Genomic DNA, 21,337 nt, shown 5'->3' on the forward strand with positions numbered 1-21,337 from the left:
GCACTCAATCTCCAGATCATCTCCCGAGGAATTCCCATGTCCCAGCAGGCCAGGATCGACGTGGCGGCGCTCGACGCGCTGTTCGCGCCCTATGACAGAACCGACGCGCCGGGCTTTGCGGTCGGCGTCGCCCTCAAGGGCATACCCGGTTATCGCCGCGGCTTCGGCATGGCCAATGTCGAGCTGCCGGTGGCTCTGTCCCCCTCGATCCGTATGCGGATCGGCTCGACAACCAAGCATTTCTGCGTCCTTGCGGTCATGCTGCTGGCCGAGGAAGGCAAGCTTGCGATCACCGATTCGCCGCGCGACTACATCCCCGAACTGCCCGCCTGGGCCGATCCGATCACTATCGAACAGTTGATGGCGCATACCAGCGGCATGCGTGACAGCCTCGACCTGATCTTCTCCACGGCCGGGCCGGGCGTGGCCGCCGATGCCGGTTTCCAGCTGGACCTGCTGGCGGGGCTCGACAGCGTCAATGCCCCGGCCGGGACGACTTGGAACTACAACAACGGCGGCTACGTCCTGCTGACCGAGATCGCGGCGCGGGTCAGCGGCATGCCGTTCGCCGACTTCCTGCGGACCTGCATCCTCGATCCCATCGGCATGGCCGACACGCTGCTGCGTCCCCTCGACACCGACCTTCTGCCCAACAGCGCCACGCAGCACCTGCCGCGGTCCGACGGCGGCTGGAGCCGGGGCATCTTCGGTGCCTGGATCGGCGGGGAGGGCGGCATCGTCTCGACCGTCAACGACATGCTGGCGTGGCTGCGGCACATGAGCCACCCCATCGTCGGCAACGCCGAGACCTGGGCGCAGATGCGCACGCCCCGCATGACCCACGGCTATGGGCTGGGTCTCAACATGACGAAGCATCGTGGGCTGGACACCGTGCACCACGCGGGCGGGGTCGTCGGCGGGTCGAGCCAGATGCTCAAGGTGCTGGGGCATGAACTCGACATCATCCTCATGACCAACGGGCGCAGCGCGCTGGATCTCTACAGTCTCGTCGATGCGATCATCGACTGCTGCATCCAGGGTCTGCCGCCCGCGCCGCAGGACGCCGCGTGCAGGCTGGTCGAAGGCACGTTCCATTCCGCGCGCACCGGGCAGGTGCTTTCGCTCGTCGGGCATGCCGGGCAGCAGGCCGTCGTGATGGGCGGCATGAGCCTGCCCACGAAGCGGGATGCGGACGGCCGCATGACCGTGGCGATCCTTCCCACCGACTTGCGCATCCTGCCGGTCGAGACGGACGGCGTCACGGCGCTCGAAACCACCGAGTTCGGTGTGGCCGACCATCTTGCGCCGGTCACGGTGCCCGAGGGGACCACCGCTGCCCCGCTCATCGGCCGCTACGAAAGCCGCGCGGCGCGGCTTGCGGCGGATATTCGCATCGACGAGACGGGCACCGCGCGGATCGTGCTATCCGGGCCGCTGGGCGGCACCGACTATCTGCTTGAACCGCTCGGCCCCGACTTGTGGCGCGCGGTGTCGCCCACCTTCTCGCCGCCCGGCGGGACGCTTGAATTCGGCGCCAGCGGCTTCCTGTTCACAAGCGGCCGCACCGTGCGACTGGCGTTCGAGCGGAGCGCGCAGGCATGACCGGCATTCCCGGCCCAGGTTATCCCGAGGCCCGCCGCGCGCGGACCGCCATGGCGGTGCTGGCACTCATGGGCTTCTTCCTGTCGATGGACATCACGCTCACGACGCTGCTCATCGAACCGATGAAGCGGGATATGGCGCTCACCGACATAGAGATCGGGCTGCTGCAGGGCACGGCCTTCGGTCTCGCGTTCGGGCTCAGTTCGATCCCGCTCGGCCGCATGATCGACAGCCGCAACCGGATGCGCCTGCTGGTGGTGGGGCTGATCGTGTGGATGGCGGGCATGGCCGGCACCGCCTTCGCATCGAGCGTGACCCTGCTGGTGGTCTGGCGGATCGCGCTGGGCGTGGTCTTCGCGCTCATCATCCCGGCGGCGCTGTCGGTCATTGCCGACCTCTTCCCGCCCGAGCGTCGTTCGGTCGCCACCAGTCTGTTCGCGGTGGGGCAGGCTTCGGGTCAGGCGTTCGGCATCCTCGCGGGCGGGCTGATGTTCGATGCGCTGACCCGGATGCTGACGTCCAGCCCGGGTTTGCTGGGCGGCCTCGCGCCCTGGCGAGCGCTTTATCTCGCGGCGGCGGTCCTCGCGATCGTGCTGCTGATCCCGCTGCTGCTAATCGCCGAGCCTGCGCGGCAGGAGCGCAAGGAGACGACCACCGCCACGTCGGCCGCCTTGCGCGAACTGTGGGCCTATCGCGCCTTCCTCGTCCCGCTGCTCCTCGCGATGCTGTTCTGCCAGATCGCGCTGCAGGCAGCGGCGGTCTGGGCGACGCCGGTGCTGATCCGCGACCATCATCTCTCGCCCGGTCAGTTCGCCGGGTGGCTGAGCGCGGTCACGTTCCTGGGCGGCATCGTCGGTGCGCTTGCCGGAGGGCAGGGCGCGGAACTCGGCCGTCGTCGCGGCGGTAGGGCCGGGGTGCTGATCCCGGCTTTCGTCGCCGCGCTGGCGACGGCGCCGCTGTCGTTCTTCGCGCTCTCGCCGGGGGTTCCGTTGTTTGCCGGGATGCTGGCCCTCAACCTGATGATGGGTGCGGTGACGGCGACGATCGGGGTGATCGCGATCACCCTCAACGTCCCCAACGAGATACGCGGGCTGGCGCTGGGCACGAACGTCTTCGTCTCGGCGGTGTTCGGCGTCGCGACCGCGCCGGCCGCCATCGCCCTGCTCAGCCAGGCGCTGGGCGGCGAGGCGATGCTGGGGCAGGCGATCGCGGGCGTCAGCTTTCCCAGTTCGCTGCTGGCGGCGTTCTTCTTTCTGCTTGCCATGCGCGGCGCGCGGCGGACCGGGATCGTGGGGGCGACGGCATGAGCAAGCTCACGCTGCACGTAGCTACCGACCCGATGACCTTCAGGCAGCCGCTGCGCATCGCCGGCCATGTCTTCACCGGCATCCCCGCCGTGCAGGTCAGGCTGGAAGGCGGCGGTATGGCCGGGCGCGGCGAGGCGAGCGGGGTCTACTACACCGGCGATACGCTCGATCACATGTTGTCCGAACTGGAAGCCTACCGCCCCTTGATCGAGGACGGCCCGGGCCGCGAGGAACTGCGCCGGGCGATGCCTGCGGGCGGCGCGCGCAATGCCATCGACGCAGCGCTATGGGAGCGGGAATCGCTGGAACAGGGCGTGCCGGTGTGGAAACTGGCTGGCCTGAAGCCGCCGGTGCCGCTGGTCACCACGTTCACCCTGTCCGCCGACCCGCCCGAGCAGATGCTGCGGCAACTGGAAAGCTATGTCGGCGCGCAGGCGATCAAGCTCAAGCTCGACGGTGATCTCGACGCCGATAGCGAGCGGATAAGGCTGGTGCGCAAGCACCGCCCCGATGTCTGGCTCATGGTCGATGCCAATCAGGGTTACCGCGTCGACAGCCTTGATGCGCTCCTGCCCGTTCTGGTGGAGGCCGGGGTCTCGCTCCTTGAGCAACCCGTCCCGCGCGGCGGCGAAGCCGGGCTCGAATACATCCGCTCGCGCATTCCCATCGCGGCGGACGAAAGCCTGCTGGGGCTGGAGGACATCGCAGGGCTCGTCGGCCGGTTCCAGGTCGTCAACATCAAGCTCGACAAGTGCGGCGGCCTGACCGAAGCGCTGGAAATGGAGGCGTTCGCGCGCAAGCTGGGGCTGGGCGTGATGGTCGGCAACATGGCGGGGTCCAGCCTTGCCGCGGCTCCGGCGTTTCTGCTGGGTCAGCTATGTGACTTCGTGGACCTCGACGGTCCGGCTTTCATCGCCGCGGATCTGCCCGACCCTGTGTCCTATCGTGACGGACGCATTCATTGCCCGCCGAACCTCTGGGGCGCGGCGTGGGGAAGCGTGACTGCCTGACGTCGATGGGGGCGGCTGCACGCCGCCCCCGAAACGCGCGGTTCAGCCTAGCTGCACGCCTGGACCCAGCCATGACGATCCGGCCGATCGCCGCGCTGCAGCGCGGTGAGTTCATCGCGGAGCGCCGTTGTGACCGGCCCCGTCTTTCCGTCTCCCACCGCGAACTGCCCGCCGGGAGAAAGCACCGACCCGATTCCAGCGATCACCGCAGCGGTCCCACAGGCGAACGCTTCCGTGAGGCTGCCGCTCGCGGCATCGGCCTGCCATTGATCGAACGACACCGGCGCCTCGGACACGGTCAGCCCCCGTTCCCGCGCGATGGTCATGATGGAATCGCGGGTGATGCCGGGAAGAATGGTGCCCCGCAAAGGCGGCGTGATCAGTCGGCCGTCGTCGAACACGAAGAAGATGTTCATGCCGCCAAGTTCCTCCACCCAGCGCCCTTCAACCGCGTCGAGGAACAGGACCTGGTCGCACTCGCGAGCGATTGCCTGACGCTGTGCGAGCAGGCTTCCTGCGTAGTTGCCGCCGCATTTGGCCGCACCCGTGCCTCCGGGCGCGGCGCGCGTGTAGTCCGGAGTGACCCAGAGGCGGATCGCATCGTCACCGTTCCTGAAATAGGCGCCGGCCGGGGATGCGATCACGCAGAAAACGTAGCTGGACGCAGGACGCACCCCCAGAAACGCCTCATCCGAGAACATGAAAGGCCGCAGATAAAGGCTGCCCCCGTTGCCCGGCACCCAGTCACGATCGACGTCCACGAGGCGCTTCACGGCTTCGAGGAAGATATCTTCGGGAAGCTGCGGCATCGCCATCCGCTCTGCCGACAGGTTGAAGCGCCGGGCGTTTTCCTCCGGCCTGAACAGGAGAATTCGCCCGTCAGCCCCGCGATAGGCCTTCATGCCCTCGAAGATTTCCTGCGCGTAGTGCAGAACGGATGCTGCAGGATCGATCTCGAAGGGACGACGCGCTTCCACCCGGGCATCGTGCCATCCGGCTTCGCTGTTCCAGCGGATGGTGACCATATGATCGGTGAAATGCTTGCCGAACCCCGGATTTTCGAGGGCTGCCGATCGCGAACCGGCGTCCAGCGGGCGGGGGTGGGGAATGGTCTCGAATACCAATGTCATTGCTTGACCCTTGAAGTTAGCGCGGTGCCTTGCGGATGGCGCCGTCGAGACGGATTTTCCGCTGCGTGAAATCGCGCACCGTGTCGCGAATGGCGATCTGTGTTGCGTTAAGCATCAGGCAGCCTCGTTCATCGGTGTTGTGTTCGGGCCCGCGCGAAGTTCGCTGAGCCGCTCTTCGTATTCGGCCATGGCCGCCTCCTTGACCGGGCCGTAGCCGCGGATCATCTCGGGCAGATCGGCGAGCGCTGCGGCATGGTCGATGGTGGCATGGCCAAGATCGCCGCACAGTTCGGCGATCATCCGCCGATAGTCCGCCGCCAGCGCCCGCTCCCTTTGCCGTTCTTGCGTGTATCCGAACGGATCGGCCCAGCTGCCGCGCAGCGATTTCAGGCGGGCGAGCATCGCGAACGCATGGAAGATCCAGGGCCCGAACTTGCGCTTCTTCGGGCGGCCGGTAGCCGGATCCATCCGCGAGAGCAGGGGAGGGGCGAGCCAGACGCCGATCGCGCCGGTCGCGGAAAACTGCCCTTCCAGCGCCCTGCGAAAGTCCGGGTCCGCGTAAAGCCGCGCGACCTCATATTCGTCCTTGTACGCCATCAGGCGATAGCCCTGCGTGGCCACCGAACGTACGAACGCCTCGCCGCGCTTGCCCAGAGGCGCGGCGGAGGCGGCTGCCTGATCAACCATTGCGCCGTAGACGCGCGCATAGGCCTCGTTCTGATACGCGATCAGGTCCGCGGTGCGGCGGGCAATCAATGCGTCGAGGGTTTCGGGCGTCGGTGCTGCGGGCGTGGCGATACCGGCGGCCTGCTCGACCGTGGCCATGTCGACCGCCGCCAGACGTCCCCATGCGAATGCGCGCCGGTTCAGTTCGACTGCCGCCCCATTGGCTTCGATCGCGGCCTCGAAAGCGCTGGCTTCCAGCGGGAGGAGGCCCTTCTGCCAGGCGTAGCCGACGATCAGGGTGTTGGCCGCGACATTGTTGCCGAACAGCCCTTCGGCGATGCGGGTGGCGCTGAGCAGGAAGCCGTCGGCGCCCGCGCGGCCAAGCAGCGTCTCGACGATTTTCGGCGTCGGCAATGCGAAGTCGCGATCCGAGACGACGTCGGCAGTGGGGGTCTCGTCACCGTTGAGGACCACCGCGCCGCGTCCGCTGGCGAACTTGCGCAGCGAATCCGGGCTGGCGGCGACCAGGGCGTCGGTGCCCAGCAGCAGGTCGGTCTCTCCCGATCCGATCCGCACGGCGTGGATGTCGCTGCCCTGCGGGGCGATCCGCACCTGGCTCACCACCGCGCCGTTCTTTTGCGCAAGGCCGGTGAAGTCCAGCACCGTGGCGTTGCGGCCCGACAAGTGCGCGGCAGTGCCGAGTAGGGCGCCGGTCGTCAGGACGCCAAGCCCGCCGATCCCTGCGACATAGATGTTGTAGACTGTCTCGAGCGAGGGGATCGTCGGCTCGGGAATTGTCCCGAAGTGCTCGGCTTCCAGTGCGCGGATGCGGTCGGGGGCGGGCTTGCGCAGTTTGGCGCCGGCGATCTCGATGAAGCTCGGGCAGAAGCCTTTCGTGCAGGAGAAATCCTTGTTGCAGGCAGACTGGTTGATCCGGCGCTTCACGCCATACGGCGTCTTGAGCGGCTCCACCGAAATGCAGTTGGACTGAACCGAACAATCCCCGCAGCCTTCGCAGACGCGCTCGTTGATGAAGACCCGCCGGTCGGGGTCGGGAAAGGCACCGCGCTTGCGGCGACGGCGCTTCTCGGCGGCGCACGTCTGCTCGTAGAGGATCGCGGTGACGCCGGGGACTTCGCGCAAGGTCTTTTGCAGGCTGTCCATCGCGTCGCGGTGGTGCAGGGTGACGCCGGCAGGCAGGCTCGATCGCGGCCAGTTCTCGGGCATGTCGCTGACGAGATGGACCGCGCCGACGCCCTCAGCGAGGAGCTGCGCAAGAATGCGGCGCGGTTCCAGCGCGCCTTCGGCGGGCTGGCCGCCGGTCATCGCCACGGCATCGTTGTAGAGGATCTTGAAGGTGATGTTGGTGCCCGCTGCGACCGCCGCGCGGATCGCGAGCAGGCCGCTGTGCTGGTATGTGCCATCGCCCAGGTTCTGGAAGATGTGCCCCGTCTGCGAGAATGGCGCCGCGCCGACCCATTGAAGGCCCTCGCCGCCCATCTGACTGAAAGTGGGGGTCTTCAGCTTCGGCTGCGAGAGCGCCATGACGTGGCAGCCGATGCCGCCGCCCGCCATCGAGCCTTCCGGCGTCCGGGTCGAACTGTTGTGCGGGCAGCCCGAGCAGAAGAACGGCTTGCGGGCGGGGAAGGCGATTACCTCGCCGCGCGAACCGGCTGCTTCCAGCGCCGACAGCCGGGTCGTCAGGTCGATCGCGCCGTCCGGGGCGATGCGCTGGACCAGGGCCCTGGCGACCATCAGCGGGTTGAATTCCGAAACGACCGGCAGCAGTTGCCTGCGGTCCGGGGCGGTCTTGCCCGAAACGCGCGGGCGCCTGCCGTCGTGGTTGAACAGGGCGGATTTGATCTGGCTTTCGACTGTCGGCCCCTTTTCCTCGATGACGAGGATTTCCTCCGCCCCCTTCGCGAAGGCCAGCAGGGGATCGGTGGCAAGCGGCCAGCTCATCGCGACCTTGTAGATCGAGAGGCCGAGTGCCTCCGCCTCGTCCTTGCCGATGCCGAGGTTGGACAGGGCCTGCATCAGGTCCTGGTGCGCCTTGCCGACCGTCACGACGGCAAGGCGCGTGCGGCTGGCCTCGAACACCGGCGCGTCGATGCGATTGGCGGTGGCCCAGCCCATGGCGGCGGGAATGCGCTCTTCGATCATGCGCCGTTCGTATTCGGCGCGTTCGGCGGGCCAGTTGATCGATGGGTCCCAGTTTAGCCCGTGCGGCGGCACCAGCCCCGCCGGTGAGGCATAAGCGGGATAGGGATCGGGAAGGTCGAAGGTCGCGGCGCTTTCGACGACCTCGGCGATCGTCTTCATCGCGACCCACACGCCCGAGAAGCGCGACATGGCGATGCCCGCCATGCCCAGCGTGAGAATTTCCGAGACGTTGGCCGGTTGCAGCACCGGCATGTGAACCGACTGGAAGATGCCGTCGGTCTGGTGCGGGAACATCGATGACTGCGCGCTGTGGTCGTCGCCGCCGATCGCCAGGACGCCGCCCAGCGGCGAAGTGCCCAGCATGTTCGCATTGCGGAACACGTCGCCCGTCCTGTCGACGCCGTTGCCCTTGCCGTACCAGATGCCGAAGACACCATCGGCCTTGGACGGACCATAAGCCTTGTGCATCTGCGCGCCCCACAGGGCGGTGGCGGCCAGATCCTCGTTCAGACCCGGCTGGAAGACGACGTCATGCGCGTCGAGGTACGTCTGTGCCTTCCACAGCTGCTGGTCGTAAGCTCCGACGGGAGAGCCGCGATAGCCGGAGATCAGGCCCGCCGTCCGCAGGCCCCGATGCTTGTCGAGGCGCCGCTGCATCAGCGGCAGGCGCACGAGGGCCTGAATGCCGGTCATGAAGGCAGGGCCGGTCTCGGCCTGGTAGATGGCGTCCAGGCTGATGATCCGCTCGTGTCGCATTGTCGTTCTCCTTGCGGGTCCGAAAGTAGCCGGGAAACGCGAGGGAGAGTTGCCAAACATGGCGCGATCAAAAGACTGATTTGAAGGATTTCACTATTTAATATAGATTGCATGGGAAAGATTGCTAATGATCGATCCGATGATGGGAAAGTGATGAACCGGATACTAGATTCCTACGACCGCAAGATTCTCCAGTGCATCAGCGAGGATGGCCGCATCACGTGGAGCGATCTTGCCGAGCGGATCGGCCTCAGCCTGACCCCCACGGCCCGGCGGGTTCGCGCGCTGGAGGAAGAGGGATATATCCTCGGATACTTCGCGCGGCTGGACGAGAAGAAGCTCGCCGGCCCAATATCCGTTTTCGTCTCGGTGACCCTCGACAAGCAGGTCCGCACCGCTCTTGAGGCATTCGAAAGCCGAGCGGCTGACCTGCCCGAGATCATGAGCGGGTTCCTGATGTCAGGCGGCGCGGATTACCTGCTGCGGGTCGTGGTGCGGGATCTGGATCACTACCGGGATCTCCTCGAGGTGCTGACGCAAATCCCCAACGTCGCCCATATCCAGAGCAGCTTTGCGCTGAAGTCCTTCATCAACCGGCCCGCGCCGCGCATCACTTCGGCTTGAAATGAAAAAGACGGCCTGCAGCCGAAGCGGCGCAGGCCGTCAGGGTGGTTGGGACTTGTGGACCGGTCAAAGGTCTTCGAGAATCTCGAGAATGTTCCCGGACGGGTCGGTGAAGAACGCCTGCCCCTCCATGTAGGGACTGAAGATCACGGTGACGCCGCTTTCTTCCAGACGCCGCGCGACCCGCTTCACGTCGGCGACGGAGAAAGCGAGATGCGGGGCCATCGGCGTTTCCTGAAGCACGCGCCGGGGCGGCAATTCGTCGTCGTCCACCGGGCGGAGCAGATGGATCTGCTTCGAGCCGATCTGGAGCCATAGTCCCGGCTGCGGTTGCGGAACGCGCCATACTTCGGTGAGGCCGAGAAGCCCGACGTAGAAATCGCGCGAAGCCTGTTCGTCGCGGATCGCCAGATTGACGTGGGAGATGCGCTCCACGAGGCTCGTACCGATAGCTTCAGACATCATGCGCTCCGCGAATGGACGTGCCATGATTGGCATCGGCGCCTGCGAATTGCCATTAGCGATTGTTCATTGGAGCAATGCATCGGCGGCATGGCCGTAAGCCATGCCGCTCCCTCATGGCGACCATGAGAATACGGACTTTGCGCCTCGCTCCTCTAGCGCACTACCCATCCGCAGATTGGCCTCCGGCGGCAGGGAATGGAGAACGCAGGACATGGACGTGATTTACGCCGAGATCGCCGAACTTGAGGATAGGAGGGCTGCGGGGATCGTCGAGGCCGACTACCAGACTTTGGCGAGCATGGTCGATGCCGACTACGTCCACGTCGATGCCGATGGCTCGATCCGGAACAAGGCGGGCTACTTGGCTGCCGTGTGCCAGCAGAGCGGTCGATATGTCGAGTATCGCGTCACCGAGAACCACATCAGCCATGTCGGTGACCTTGCCATCGTGCGCGGCTCGTTCGTGAATGTCTTCAGGGCGAGCGACGGCGCCGTCCGCCGGAAGGCCGCACGCCATTTGCGGCTTTATCGTCTCCAGGCGGAGGGGTGGCGCAATATCTATCACCAAGGCACCTCGATCGCGGTAGCCGAGCCGGTCCTCGCCGATCTGCTGATCGGGGAGTGAGGCGATGAAGGGATACTTGCGCGCCGCCTTCGACCCTTTCCTGTTCGCGCTGGTCGGCACCGTCTGCCTGGCGAGTTTCCTGCCTGTGCGCGGCGCGGGAACGTCGGTCGTCGACATGGCAGCGGACGCGGCCATCGTGCTGCTGTTCTTCCTGCAGGGGGCGAAGCTGTCGCGTGAAGCGCTGTTGTCTGGCGCGGGCGCATGGAAACTGCATCTGGCGGTCCTCGGATCGACCTTCGTGCTGTTTCCGCTTCTGGGCCTGGGGATCGAGCGGCTGGGCGTCCTCGATCCGGTGATGGCTTCGGGCCTGCTGTTCCTGACGCTGCTTCCCTCCACGGTGCAGTCGTCCATCGCGTTCACTTCGGTCGCCAGAGGCAATGTCGCGGCGGCGGTCTGCAGCGCGTCGTTTTCCAATCTTCTGGGCATCGCCCTGACGCCCATCCTCGCAAGCGTGCTGATGCGCGTCGAGGGGGGAGGCGGGTCGCTGGGAATGTCGTGGGGCGGGGTGCGCACGATTGCCCTGCAGCTTCTGCTGCCGTTCGTCGTCGGGCACCTGCTGCGTCCGTGGATCGGCCCATGGGTCGCGCGGCATCGTCCGTTGGTGATGGTGTCCGACCGGGGCTCGATCCTGCTGGTCGTCTACTCGGCTTTCAGCGCGGCTATCGTCGAAGGCTTGTGGCACCGCGTGGCGCCGGAAGCGCTGGCGCAGCTTGCGCTGTGGTGCGTTATTCTGCTTGCTCTCGTCCTGCTGTCGACGTGGGTTCTCGGCCGTCTGCTGGGCCTTGAGCGGGCGGACGCGATCGTTCTGCAGTTCTGTGGTTCGAAGAAGAGCCTGGTCTCCGGCGTGCCGCTGGCGGGCATTCTGTTCCCTGCCTCGCAAGTGGGCGCGGCGGTGCTGCCGCTCATGCTGTTCCATCAGATACAGCTGTTCGCCTGCGCCATTCTGGCCCGGCATTACGCCGACCGCGAGGAGGAACCCTTGGCCCGGCGCGGGACGGTGGTTTGACCTCGATCTGGAAAGGTTATCTAACGGCCGCAGTCTGCCAATGGAGTCGCGCGGGGTCATGGAACTCAGGCAAATTCGATACTTCAAGGCGGTCGCGGATGCGTCCAGTTTCGTGCGCGGCGCCTATTACCTCAACGTCGCCCAGCCCGCCCTGAGCCGTTCGATCGCCAAGCTGGAGGACGAGGTCGGACAGGCCCTGTTCGTGCGGCACAGCACAGGCGTATCGCTGACCGATGCAGGGGAGCGGTTCTATCGCAGGGCAACCGGCATTCTCGATTCGGTGAAGCAACTGGTCGATGAAATGGCGACGGAGGACAGCGATTTTACGGGGACCATCGCGCTTGGCGCCCCGCAGTCTATCCATGCCAAGCTGCTGCTGCCGGTCATGGCGGGCTTTCTGGCCCGCTATCCCGGCTGCCGCGTAGACTTGATCCAGGGCTCGAGTTCGTACTTGCGGGACCGGATCGCCGCCGGCGACCTCGACGTGGCGCTCATCTCCAATTCGGCCAGCACCAGCGGGGTGATGATGACCCCGCTGGTCAACGAGAACTTCTGCCTCGTCTGTCCGCGCGAGAGGCGAGGGGAGTTCGCGGATACGGTCAGCGTGCCGGATCTTGTCGGCCTTCCGCTGGTCCTTGTCGGCTATCCGCAGAGCACGCTCGCGTACCTGGAGGCCGCCTATCCGGAAGTGACGCGCAAGCTGGTCGTGCGCAGCGAGGTCAACAGTTCGGCCCTGGTCGGCGACCTTGTCGAGCGGGGCGCGGGTTTCGGCATCGCGCCCAGCTGCGTCATCGGCCCGGAGAGGGCGGAGCGGCTGAGTTTCGTGCCGATCGCGGGGTTGCAGGCCTCATGGGCGATCGCGACGCAATGGAACCGGCAGGGCCTGCGCGCGATCCGCGAAATTCATGAAATGCTGCTCTCGCTGGTCGCCGATCAGGTGGCTGCGGGCGAATGGCCGACGGCGCGGCTCCCCGAAGCGGGCGATACCCATCGCGCATAGCTTTTGCGCCTGAGACATGCCGTCCGGGCATATGCGCGATGAGAATACAGTCTTGGACAGTATCTGCACGGGCATGACACAAAACTGAAACGGAGCGGCGCACAGGCGCCTCTCCCAGCACGACGGAGGTCATGTCATGGGGCAAGCCATCGCCGATACCGTACCGCTCTGCGCCGACAGGATCGGGCAGGGCGAACCGCTTCTGCTTCTCCACGGCGGCAACGCCGATCGCAGCCAGTTCGCGGTGTTCACTCCGCATCTGGGAGGAGGCATTCAGGCCATCGCGCTCGATCAGCGCGATTCCCCGGATAGCCCGTGCGAACCTACCCCTTACGGTATGGCGGACCACGCACGGGACATTGCCGCTTTCCTCGACGGGAGCGGGCTGGAGCGGGTTCACCTTTTCGGATCGTCCTATGGAGGCGCAGTGGCGATGACGTTCGCCGTGCTGTTCCCTGAGCGCGTGAAAAGCGTAATCCTCGGGGCGACCGCCTCGGCGCGGAGCCGGTTTCATCTGCCGGACCTCGGCGCGCTGGGGCTCGTCGATCCGGCGGCGGTGCGGCGCTTCATGCTGGAAACGGTGATCGCCCCCGAAGCGATCGACTTGCAGCCCGAACTGGTCGCGCAGACCAACGCCGTGCTGGTGACGCGCGAGCCCCAGGCCTTCGCCCGGCGCATGGCGGCCCTCGACAGGCACGACATCACCGGCAGGCTGGGCGAGATCACCGCACCCACGCTGGTGATCTGCGGCGACAGCGATCCGATCATCCGCGTGGATGAGGCGCGCGAACTCGCGGCGGCGATACCCGGTGGCTCGTTCGCGCTGCTTGCGGGCAGCCGGCACGGGATCACTCTCGAACACCGGCAGCGTACGGCGGATATCGTGCGCGCTTTCGTGCTCGCCCACGCCTGAGCGGTCTCGGGCGGCCATGACCATGAACTGTAACAGGGAGTACTTTCGATGATCCGGCCCAGAGCCCGCAAAGTCTTGGTCTGCGGCGCCAGCATCGCCGGCCCGGCATTGGCATGGTGGCTGGAGCGCTACGGCTTCGACGTGACCGTCGTGGAGCGGGCAGGCACGATCCGCAGCGGCGGCTATGCGATCGATATCCGTGGCACCGCCGTCGACGTGTGTGAGCGCATGGGCCTGATGCCGGCGCTGCGCGAGGAACATATCAACGCGCAAAGCTGGACGTTTCGCAATTCCCGCCGCGTGATCTCCAGCATCCGGCAGGAAGACATTACCGGCGGCGTCGTCGGCCGTGACGTTGAGGTGCAGCGCGGCGTCATCTCGGGCCTGCTGCATGACATGACGAAGGGTACGATCCCCTATCGCTTCGATGACAGCGTGACCGCCATGGCCGACCACGACGGCGGGATCGACGTGACGTTCCGCAGCGGGCGGCAGGAAAGGTTCGATCTGGTTATCGCGGCGGACGGGCTGCATTCGACGACCCGTGCCCTCGCGTTCGGTCCCGCCGACCAGTTCTATCGCTACCTCGGTTGCTGCTTCGTCGGCTTCACGATGCCCAACAACCACGGCTTCTCGCGCGAGGCGGTGATCTACAATGAGCCCGGCCTCATGGCGCTGGTCTACGAGACCGGGGCGGAGCGGATGAACGCGCTGCTCGCCTATCGCCGGGAGGCCCCGGCGCGTGAGGAATATACCGACATGGATCGCCTGCATCGCAACCTGCAGGCGCGCTATGCCGGCCAGGGATGGATCGTGCCCGAAATGCTCTCGGAAGCGCGAAAGTCTGCGGACATCTACTTCGATTCGATGACGCAGATCCACATGCCGCAGTGGTCGAAAGAACGGGTGGGCGTCGTCGGGGACGCCGCCTACGGACCCTCGTTCTTCTCGGGGCAGGGCACAAGCCTTGCGCTTGTCGGCGCCTATGTCCTTGCGGGCGAACTGGCGACGCATGCCGATCACCGCGAGGCGTTCGCCGCCTATGAGCGCAAAGCCCGCGCCTTCGTCGAGCAGAACCAGGCGACGGCGCACGGCGGCTCAGACATCATGGTCCCCGCCACGCGCGCCAAGATCTGGAAGCGCAACGTAATGATGGACCTGTCGCCGATCCTCACGCGCTTCGGCTTGATCGGGCGCAAATCGCGCCAGCTCAACAGCGCGCTGACGATCACCGATTACCACGCGGCCGGGCCGGTGCCCACCGCAGCGTAGAATGCCCGCACCGGCGACGGTGCGGGAAAGCAGACTAAAAACGAAAGCCGGGCAGGCCCGAGCGTCGAGGATGCGTCTTCGGCGAGCGGGAAAGCATGTCCGTCAGGGAGTCACACATGCCGCCGCGAAAGATCGCGCAGGCTTAAATCATGAGGGTTCAGTCGATGATCTATGTACGAGCCATTCTCCTTGCCGGCACCACGCTGGCACTCATGCCGCTTCCGTCCGCCGAGGCGCAGGAAATCCCGCAGGATACTGCCGAGCCCGCAGCGGGCGGCGAGATCGTCGTCCAGGCCCGCAAGCGCAACGAGCGCCTGCTCGACATTCCCGAGACGATCAGCGCGATCACTGCCGACACCATCCGCGATGCGGGCATTTCGTCGCTCAACGACCTCGGACGGCAGACCCCGAACATCATCCTCAACCGGCGGCAGGACAACGAGCCCAACGTCGTGATCCGCGGCGTCGGCGCCTTCGGCAACACGCAGGGTGTCGGTTTCTACATCGACGACGTGCAGAACTTCACCGATCAGTCGGCCTCGGTCGAGGATGTCGAGCGCATCGAAATCCTCAAGGGGCCGCAGGGCACCCTCTACGGCGGCAGCAACATCGGCGGCGCCATCAAGTATGTGCTCAAGAAGCCCACCGACGTCTACGGCGGCGAGGCCCGCGTCGAATACGGCGGTTTCGATACCGTGAACGCCTTCGCGGCGGTCAACGCCCCGCTTGCCGACGGCTTCGCGGTTCGCGCATCGGGGTACTACAACCGCACGGGTGGCTACATCGCCAATACCCTGCTGGGCGGAAATCCCGATCAGGGCACCGAATGGGGCACCCGCATCGCCATCGGCTGGCAGCCCACCGATGCGCTCGACGTCCAGTTCAGCTACCGGCACAACGAACTGAGTAACGGCGGCAACGTCTATGTCACCGCCCCCGAAACCGACGGCAGCGCCGCCTATCGCCGCACGGTCGACTACAACACCGACGTCATGAACAAGCGCCGGGTCGACGGCGGTATCCTCAGCGTCGCCTACGATCTGGGCACAGTCGAACTGACCAACGTGACGTCCTATACCCGCCGCAAGAACCAGTTGCGCTGGGATCTCGACTACAGTTCGGCCGACGGCATCACCGCCTTCAACGGGGATCGCGACAAGGCCAGCGTGTTCACGCAGGAACTGCGCCTCGCGTCGTCGGGCTCCGGGCCGTTCGACTGGCTGGTCGGCGCCTATTACGTGGCGGTCGACAATCGCGGGATGACCAACAATCTCGACCTGCTGGTCGGCCCTGATGCGGGCGGCCCGCAGTTCATCGAGAACTACAACAACGGGGACACGATCGAGCGGCAATACGCCGCCTTCGCCACTGCCAACTACCGTATCGGCAGCCTCCACATCGGCGCGGGCCTGCGTGTCGCCCGCAGCGCATTCACCGGCCGCGACTACAACGTGCCGCTCTCCGTGAACGTCAATGACACGACCGTACTGCCCAAGATCACGCTGTCCTACGACCTGGCCCCGGATGTCATGGTCTACGCCAATCTCGCGCAGGGCGTCGAGCCGGGCCGCGTCAACGTCACGACCGGAACGGGCGGCGCCTACAAGTCCGAACGCGCCACCAGCTACGAGGCGGGGATCAAGGGCTCGGCGCTCGGGCGCAGCCTGACCTTCGAGCTTGCGGGCTATTACATCGATTACAAGCGCCGACAGTTCGAGACCCAGTTCGTCAACGACGACGGCGCGATCAGCGAGGAAGTCACCAACATCGGCCGCTCGGTCAGCTACGGTCTCGAGGGCGGGCTGTCCTATCGTCCGCTCCCCGGCCTGACCCTGTCGGCATCGGGCGGCTGGCTCCATTCGCGCTGGAAGGATGCCGATGCGCTCTACAGCTTCGTGCCGGTAGACGGGCTGACAGTGCCCAACGCGCCTTCGGTCACCGCGAACGGCAGCATCGACTACCGGATTCCCGTATCTGATACCCTCGAACTCGGCTTGCGCGGCGATTACAGCCACATGGGCAAGTTCTACTGGAACATCCTGAACACGTCGCGCCAGAAGGCTTACGACATCGTCAACCTGCGGGCCTCGCTCGGCGCCCCCGACGGCCGCTGGGAAGTCGCGGTGCGGGGCGAGAACATCTTCAACGCCAGGTACTACAACGAGTTCACCGCCGACGTGTTCACCGTGGGCGAGGGCTTGGGCGCACCGGGCATGCCCGCCCGCGTCATGGCCTCGCTTTCGTTCAAGATGTGAACGGAGCGCCCGAGATGGCCCGTAACTGGCGGGATGCCGCGCCCTTCACCCTGTTCCTCGCCTGCCTGACGCCGCGCCCGGCAGCCTCCCATACCCCTTCGCCTCGAACGACTTGAACAGGAATAAAACGATGTCGCATTTCACCACGCGGCCGGAACTTTGCGGGACTTTCGGCGCAGTCGCGTCGACTCACTGGATTGCCAGCGCGGTCGGCATGCGGATGCTGGAGGCGGGCGGGAATGCCTTCGATGCCGCCGCTGCCGCAGGCTTCACGCTGCAGGTCGTGGAGCCGCACCTCAACGGGCCGGGCGGTGACGTGCCGATCCTCGTCGCGCGCGCGGGTGATCCCATGCCCACCGTGATCTGCGGGCAGGCGCCGTCTCCGGCCGCAGCCGACATCGCGGCCTTCACCGCACTCGGTCTCGACATGATCCCCGGCACGGGGCTGCTCGCGGCCTGCGTGCCGGGCGCTTTCGGCGCCTGGGTCACGATGCTGCGCGATCATGGGACGATGCGCCTGCGCGACGTGCTGGAGCCGGCGATCCATTATGCCCGCGCCGGTCACCCGATCCTCGCAGGTGCCGTCGCAGCCATCGCATCGGTCGCGCCGCTCTTCCGGGAGGAGTGGCAGAGCTCCGCGTCGCTGTTCCTTCCCGGCGGCGATGTGCCCACGGCGGGTACGCTGTTCGCCAATCCGGCGCTCGCGGATTTCTACGAAGGGCTGCTCGCCCATGCCGAAGCGGCGGGGGGCGATCGGGAAGCCCAGATCGAGGCGGCGCTGGCGTATTGGTACGAAGGCCATGTCGCCGAGACGATCGACGCCTATTGCCGCATGTCCGAGGCGATGGACAGCAGCGGGCGTCGCCACGGCGGCCTGCTGCGCGGCGACGACATGGCGGGATGGCGCCCGCCGATCGAAGCGCCGCTGTCCATCGAGCACGGCGACCACACCTTGTTCAAGTGCGGCAGCTGGAGCCAGGGTCCGGCGATGCTGCAGGCGCTGCAGATCCTCAAGGGCATGGACATCGCCGCGATGCCGCCGGAATCGCCCGAATACGTCCATACGGTGACCGAGGCCATCAAGCTCGCCATGGCCGATCGCGATGCCTGGTACGGGGAAGGGCTGGGCGGCGATGTGCTGAGCGTCCTGCTGAGCGAGGGTTATGCCGCAGAACGCCGCGCACTGATCGGGCAGGAGGCGAGCGGGGAACTGCGCCCGGGCGCGCCCGGCGGGGTTCTTCCGCAACTGCCTCCGGTACGCCGCCGGGGCGAAGCGGGCACGTCGATCGGCGGCGGCGAACCGACGATGGCGGGGGAGCGCGGAACAGCGATCGATCGGCACCAGCGCGGCGATACCTGCCATGTCGACGTGGTGGACCGCTGGGGCAACATGGTCTCGGCGACACCGTCGGGCGGCTGGCTGCAATCGAGCCCGGCGATACCAGGCCTCGGCTTCGCGCTGGGAACGCGCATGCAGATGTTCTGGCTGGCCGAGGGACTGCCCAGTTCGCTCCGCCCGCGCACCCGTCCGCGCACGACGCTGACGCCGTCGATGGCCTATCGCGACGGGCGGCCCTACCTTGCCTTCGGCACGCCGGGCGGCGATCAGCAGGAGCAATGGTCGCTACTGCTCTGGTTGGCGCACGTGGTCCATGGTCGCCCGCTGCAGGCCGCGATCGAGACCCCCGCCTTCCACACCGACCACATGCTGGCGAGCTTCTGGCCGCGTGAGGCGGACCTTGGTACCCTGACCCTGGAGAGCCGCTTTCCCGAAGCCACGCGCGCCGATCTCGTGCGGCGGGGGCACGCGCTTCAGGTCGGCGGCCCGTGGTCCGAAGGGCGGCTTTCGGCCTGTGCCTTCGATGCGAGGGCAGGGGGACTGCTCCGCGCAGCCGCCAACCCGCGCGGGATGCAAGGCTACGCGATCGCCCGCTGAAAGCAGGTTGACGCCGTGCTGCCGCCTGATTTATATCCATCCGGTCAGATAAAAATGGATGGCAGCGTGGGTCGCAAGAAATCTATCGATCGGGACCGGGTTCTCGATGCTGCCGAGGCGGTCGTCGCCGGTGTCGGTGCTGCGCGCCTGACGCTCGAGGGTGTGGCGCGGGAAGCGGGCATCAGCAAGGGCAGCGTGGTCTACGACTACGGGTCGAAGCAGGCGCTGCTCGAAGCTATGGTCCAGCGTGCCGTGGCGCGCGACAATGCCTTCAACGAGGCTGCGGCGGAATCCTGCGATGCTCCCGAGAACCGCACGCTTCACGGGCGCATCGTCGCGGCGGCGCAGCCGTTTCCCGATGCGTTCCGCGCGGCAGCGCTGAACATCTGCGCCGCTCTTGCGCAGGATCAGAACTTGCGCGCGGCGATCCAGGAGAACCAGAGCGCGGTCATCGCCCGCATCCGCGCCGAGGCGGATGGCGCGCGCGGCCCGATGCTGGCCTATCTGGCGCTGGAGGGGCTCAAGCTGCTCGAATCCCTCGACTATCATCAATGGCCCGAAGCCGAGCGCGATGCGCTGCTTGGCGACATCCGATGGCTGGTTTCGACGCGCGCTGGCTGACGAATTTCCCTAACAAAAGAAAGCGACACCCCATCATGACCGACCGCATCGCGGAGGGAGGCAGCCGTGCCTTTCTTCCTTCTCCAGACGCGCCCGTTTTCCTGACGGGCGGAAGTGGCTATCTCGGCCGCAATCTCATCCGTCATTTCGTCGCGGCCGGTGTCCCGGTGAGTGCGCTGGTGCGCTCACCGGAGGCCGCGGACGTGGTTCGCAAACTGGGGGCAAGGCCGGTCGAAGGGCGCCTTGACGATCCGCACCTCCCGCAGGCGATGGCGGGATGCGCTGCTCTGGTCCACACGGCCGCCCATACCGGCCATGGCCCGGAAACGCCGGACCATGCAGCGGTCAATGTCGAGGGCACGCGCGCCGTCTTTGCAGCCGCGCGCAAGGCCGGTGTCAGGCGCGCCGTTCACGTCAGCACCGAATCCGTCCTTCTCGACGGGCGACCGCTGGTGCGCGTCGATGAAAGCCATCCGTTCCCCACGCGGTTTCCCGGCGCCTATTCGCGCACGAAAGCCGAAGCCGAGCGCATCGCACTCGCAGCGGCGGGCGAGGGGCTTGAGGTCGTGGCCGTGCGGCCCCGGTTCGTCTGGGGGCGGGACGACACGACGGCGCTCCCGATCCTGACGGCCGCAGCCCGTTCCGGCCAGATGGCGTGGATCGACGGTGGCCACTACCTGACTTCGGCGACGCATGTGGCGAACGCCTGCCACGGTATCGCTCTCGCCCTGCGCAAAGGCCGGAGCGGCGAGGCCTACTTCATCACCGACGGCGAGCCGATGACGTTCCGCAGCCTTGTGACGCGCATTCTGGAAACGCAGGGCATCTCGGCTCCCACCAAGGAAGTGCCGTCATGGGTGGTACGCAGCGTCGCCCGGATCGGAGAAGGGCTGGCCATGCTCTCGGGCGGGCGGATCAAGCCGCCGGTCACGCGGCAGGATCTCGCGACGATGGCGGTGGAGGTCACGCTGGACATTGCGAAGGCGCGGCGCGAACTGGGATATGCGCCGCAAGTCTCGGTGGCAGAAGGGCTTGCCGAATTAGCCGACGCTCAACAGTGGTAGATGCCCGGCTGAGGCGCCGCACCCGGCCGGCCTGCCTCCACCCACTCCACTTTCGCCTCCAGGAATGCCAGCGCGGCATCGAGTTCGGTGCGCCGTTCCTGGAGCCGGGCGATCTGGCTGCGCAGGATTTCGGCCGTGCGCTGCGCCGAGCCAGCGCCGCGGCGGTACTCGTCGCCCAGGGCGCGTATTTCCGCCAGCGAGTATCCGAGGGATTGCTGCAGGCGGATCATCTGCGCCGCAGTCACGTCATCCTGCGTGAATACTTGATAAGGATTGGCGCCGCCCTTGGCGCTTCGCTCGGGCTTCAGCAGGCCCTTGTTGACGTAGAAACGAACCGTATCGACCGACAGACCGGTGGTTCGGGCGAACTGGGAAATCAGCATGAAAGGCTCTTGACCATGGACCATACTCCACACTTATAGGTCATGCCGGTCAACTTTTGGAGTAGATTCATGACAGGCGAAAATGTGCTTCCCCGGATCGTCCTTGGCGACGGCGGCCCCGCAATCGGCACCCAGGGCCTCGGTTGCATGGGCATGAGCGAGTTCTACGGCGAAACCAACGAGGCAGAGGCCTACGCGACCCTCGATCGCGCTCTCGAACTGGGCGTGACGATGTTCGATACCGCCGACGTCTACGGCATGGGCGAAAACGAGCGGTTTCTCGCGCCGTTCGTAAAGGCCAACCGCGACCGGGCCGTGGTCGCCACCAAATTCGGCTATGCCCGCACACCCGAGACGCCTGACGACTGGAGCCTCGACAACCGGCCCGAGTTCATCCGAAAGGCGGCCGATGCCTCGCTCGGGCGGCTCGGGTGCGTGTTTCGGAAAGTCCCGGACAGCGATTCCGGTAAGTCGCGGACAGTGGTTTCAGAAAGTCCCGGACAGGCATTTCGCTAAGTCCCGGACAGTTTGTGCGGTTG

The 21,337-nt window shown here is 66.3% G+C and carries 18 protein-coding genes; 14 read left to right on the forward strand and 4 right to left on the reverse strand.

Annotation, left to right across the window (positions count from 1 at the left end):
• Window positions 1-36 precede the first annotated feature (36 nt).
• The 3 genes from QRN25_RS18705 to QRN25_RS18715 are packed head-to-tail and all read left to right on the forward strand — an operon-like array spanning window position 37 to window position 3,919.
• A complete protein-coding gene (locus QRN25_RS18705) occupies window positions 37-1,602 on the forward strand; it encodes a serine hydrolase domain-containing protein (protein WP_285020726.1) in 1,566 nt (521 codons plus the stop codon).
• Window positions 1,599-2,909, forward strand: coding sequence for an MFS transporter (locus QRN25_RS18710; RefSeq protein ID WP_285020728.1), 1,311 nt, complete (start codon window positions 1,599-1,601; stop codon window positions 2,907-2,909). The genes QRN25_RS18705 and QRN25_RS18710 overlap by 4 nt, the downstream gene beginning before the upstream one ends.
• The gene (locus QRN25_RS18715; protein ID WP_285020729.1) at window positions 2,906-3,919 is read left to right on the forward strand and encodes a dipeptide epimerase; all 1,014 of its coding nucleotides are present in this window, start codon (window positions 2,906-2,908) and stop codon (window positions 3,917-3,919) included. Before QRN25_RS18710 ends, QRN25_RS18715 begins: the two co-directional genes overlap by 4 nt.
• A gap of 47 nt (window positions 3,920-3,966) precedes the next feature.
• Here the strand turns inward: QRN25_RS18715 and QRN25_RS18720 are convergent, their stop codons facing one another.
• Window positions 3,967-5,049, reverse strand: a complete 1,083-nt coding sequence (locus QRN25_RS18720) for a branched-chain amino acid aminotransferase (RefSeq protein WP_285020730.1) — start codon at window positions 5,047-5,049, stop codon at window positions 3,967-3,969.
• A 114-nt stretch (window positions 5,050-5,163) separates the two neighbouring features.
• Window positions 5,164-8,694 (reverse strand): indolepyruvate ferredoxin oxidoreductase family protein, encoded by a 3,531-nt coding sequence (locus QRN25_RS18725; protein WP_285020732.1) that lies wholly within the window; start codon window positions 8,692-8,694, stop codon window positions 5,164-5,166.
• A gap of 93 nt (window positions 8,695-8,787) precedes the next feature.
• On the opposite strand from QRN25_RS18725, the gene QRN25_RS18730 reads away from it, so the two are divergent.
• Window positions 8,788-9,258 carry an Lrp/AsnC family transcriptional regulator gene (locus QRN25_RS18730; RefSeq protein ID WP_285020734.1) on the forward strand — a complete coding sequence of 157 codons (471 nt, stop codon included), beginning with the start codon at window positions 8,788-8,790 and terminating at the stop codon, window positions 9,256-9,258.
• 66 nt (window positions 9,259-9,324) lie between these two features.
• Here the strand turns inward: QRN25_RS18730 and QRN25_RS18735 are convergent, their stop codons facing one another.
• Complete coding sequence (locus QRN25_RS18735) at window positions 9,325-9,720, reverse strand: VOC family protein (RefSeq protein WP_285020736.1); 396 nt, start codon at window positions 9,718-9,720, stop codon at window positions 9,325-9,327.
• 214 nt (window positions 9,721-9,934) lie between these two features.
• On the opposite strand from QRN25_RS18735, the gene QRN25_RS18740 reads away from it, so the two are divergent.
• The 9 genes from QRN25_RS18740 (at window position 9,935) to QRN25_RS18780 (ending at window position 20,415) form a co-directional block, all read left to right on the forward strand.
• Window positions 9,935-10,348, forward strand: coding sequence for a nuclear transport factor 2 family protein (locus QRN25_RS18740; RefSeq protein WP_285020737.1), 414 nt, complete (start codon window positions 9,935-9,937; stop codon window positions 10,346-10,348).
• 4 nt (window positions 10,349-10,352) lie between these two features.
• Window positions 10,353-11,354: a bile acid:sodium symporter family protein gene (locus QRN25_RS18745; RefSeq protein WP_285020739.1), complete on the forward strand. Its 1,002-nt coding sequence runs from the start codon at window positions 10,353-10,355 to the stop codon at window positions 11,352-11,354.
• A gap of 58 nt (window positions 11,355-11,412) precedes the next feature.
• A complete protein-coding gene (locus QRN25_RS18750) occupies window positions 11,413-12,354 on the forward strand; it encodes a LysR family transcriptional regulator (protein WP_285020740.1) in 942 nt (313 codons plus the stop codon).
• 136 nt (window positions 12,355-12,490) lie between these two features.
• A complete protein-coding gene (locus tag QRN25_RS18755) occupies window positions 12,491-13,267 on the forward strand; it encodes an alpha/beta fold hydrolase (RefSeq protein WP_285020742.1) in 777 nt (258 codons plus the stop codon).
• 48 nt (window positions 13,268-13,315) lie between these two features.
• Complete coding sequence (locus QRN25_RS18760) at window positions 13,316-14,539, forward strand: FAD-dependent monooxygenase (protein WP_285020743.1); 1,224 nt, start codon at window positions 13,316-13,318, stop codon at window positions 14,537-14,539.
• Between the two features lie 164 nt (window positions 14,540-14,703).
• Window positions 14,704-16,794, forward strand: a complete 2,091-nt coding sequence (locus QRN25_RS18765; RefSeq protein WP_285020744.1) for a TonB-dependent receptor — start codon at window positions 14,704-14,706, stop codon at window positions 16,792-16,794.
• Window positions 16,795-16,924: 130 nt separating this feature from the next.
• The gene (locus tag QRN25_RS18770) at window positions 16,925-18,730 is read left to right on the forward strand and encodes a gamma-glutamyltransferase family protein (protein WP_285020746.1); all 1,806 of its coding nucleotides are present in this window, start codon (window positions 16,925-16,927) and stop codon (window positions 18,728-18,730) included.
• A 66-nt stretch (window positions 18,731-18,796) separates the two neighbouring features.
• Window positions 18,797-19,351: a TetR/AcrR family transcriptional regulator gene (locus QRN25_RS18775; protein WP_285020748.1), complete on the forward strand. Its 555-nt coding sequence runs from the start codon at window positions 18,797-18,799 to the stop codon at window positions 19,349-19,351.
• A 35-nt stretch (window positions 19,352-19,386) separates the two neighbouring features.
• Entirely contained in the window at window positions 19,387-20,415 is a 1,029-nt protein-coding gene (locus QRN25_RS18780) for an NAD-dependent epimerase/dehydratase family protein (protein ID WP_285020751.1), read from the forward strand.
• Here the strand turns inward: QRN25_RS18780 and QRN25_RS18785 are convergent.
• Window positions 20,403-20,798: a MerR family transcriptional regulator gene (locus QRN25_RS18785; protein ID WP_211151486.1), complete on the reverse strand. Its 396-nt coding sequence runs from the start codon at window positions 20,796-20,798 to the stop codon at window positions 20,403-20,405. The genes QRN25_RS18780 and QRN25_RS18785 overlap by 13 nt on opposite strands.
• Window positions 20,799-20,867: 69 nt before the next feature.
• Here QRN25_RS18785 and QRN25_RS18790 point away from each other — a divergent pair, with 69 nt between their 5' ends.
• On the forward strand, window positions 20,868-21,314 hold the full coding sequence (locus QRN25_RS18790; RefSeq protein WP_285020755.1) for an aldo/keto reductase: 447 nt from the start codon (window positions 20,868-20,870) through the stop codon (window positions 21,312-21,314).
• The last annotated feature ends 23 nt before the right edge of the window (window positions 21,315-21,337 follow it).

The sequence above is a fragment of the Novosphingobium sp. fls2-241-R2A-195 genome (assembly GCF_030209485.1).
GTDB lineage: Bacteria > Pseudomonadota > Alphaproteobacteria > Sphingomonadales > Sphingomonadaceae > Novosphingobium > Novosphingobium resinovorum.

What these genes read in the sequence shown, in the direction of transcription:
- QRN25_RS18705 (WP_285020726.1), top strand. Translation starts at nt 37, where the DNA reads ATGTCCCAGCAGGCCAGGATCGACGTGGCGGCGCTCGACGCGCTGTTC.
- QRN25_RS18710 (WP_285020728.1), top strand. Translation starts at nt 1,599, where the DNA reads ATGACCGGCATTCCCGGCCCAGGTTATCCCGAGGCCCGCCGCGCGCGG.
- QRN25_RS18715 (WP_285020729.1), top strand. Translation starts at nt 2,906, where the DNA reads ATGAGCAAGCTCACGCTGCACGTAGCTACCGACCCGATGACCTTCAGG.
- QRN25_RS18720 (WP_285020730.1), bottom strand. Translation starts at nt 5,049, where the DNA reads ATGACATTGGTATTCGAGACCATTCCCCACCCCCGCCCGCTGGACGCC.
- QRN25_RS18725 (WP_285020732.1), bottom strand. Translation starts at nt 8,694, where the DNA reads ATGTTTGGCAACTCTCCCTCGCGTTTCCCGGCTACTTTCGGACCCGCA.
- QRN25_RS18730 (WP_285020734.1), top strand. Translation starts at nt 8,788, where the DNA reads ATGAACCGGATACTAGATTCCTACGACCGCAAGATTCTCCAGTGCATC.
- QRN25_RS18735 (WP_285020736.1), bottom strand. Translation starts at nt 9,720, where the DNA reads ATGTCTGAAGCTATCGGTACGAGCCTCGTGGAGCGCATCTCCCACGTC.
- QRN25_RS18740 (WP_285020737.1), top strand. Translation starts at nt 9,935, where the DNA reads ATGGACGTGATTTACGCCGAGATCGCCGAACTTGAGGATAGGAGGGCT.
- QRN25_RS18745 (WP_285020739.1), top strand. Translation starts at nt 10,353, where the DNA reads ATGAAGGGATACTTGCGCGCCGCCTTCGACCCTTTCCTGTTCGCGCTG.
- QRN25_RS18750 (WP_285020740.1), top strand. Translation starts at nt 11,413, where the DNA reads ATGGAACTCAGGCAAATTCGATACTTCAAGGCGGTCGCGGATGCGTCC.
- QRN25_RS18755 (WP_285020742.1), top strand. Translation starts at nt 12,491, where the DNA reads ATGGGGCAAGCCATCGCCGATACCGTACCGCTCTGCGCCGACAGGATC.
- QRN25_RS18760 (WP_285020743.1), top strand. Translation starts at nt 13,316, where the DNA reads ATGATCCGGCCCAGAGCCCGCAAAGTCTTGGTCTGCGGCGCCAGCATC.
- QRN25_RS18765 (WP_285020744.1), top strand. Translation starts at nt 14,704, where the DNA reads ATGATCTATGTACGAGCCATTCTCCTTGCCGGCACCACGCTGGCACTC.
- QRN25_RS18770 (WP_285020746.1), top strand. Translation starts at nt 16,925, where the DNA reads ATGTCGCATTTCACCACGCGGCCGGAACTTTGCGGGACTTTCGGCGCA.
- QRN25_RS18780 (WP_285020751.1), top strand. Translation starts at nt 19,387, where the DNA reads ATGACCGACCGCATCGCGGAGGGAGGCAGCCGTGCCTTTCTTCCTTCT.
- QRN25_RS18785 (WP_211151486.1), bottom strand. Translation starts at nt 20,798, where the DNA reads ATGCTGATTTCCCAGTTCGCCCGAACCACCGGTCTGTCGGTCGATACG.
- QRN25_RS18790 (WP_285020755.1), top strand. Translation starts at nt 20,868, where the DNA reads ATGACAGGCGAAAATGTGCTTCCCCGGATCGTCCTTGGCGACGGCGGC.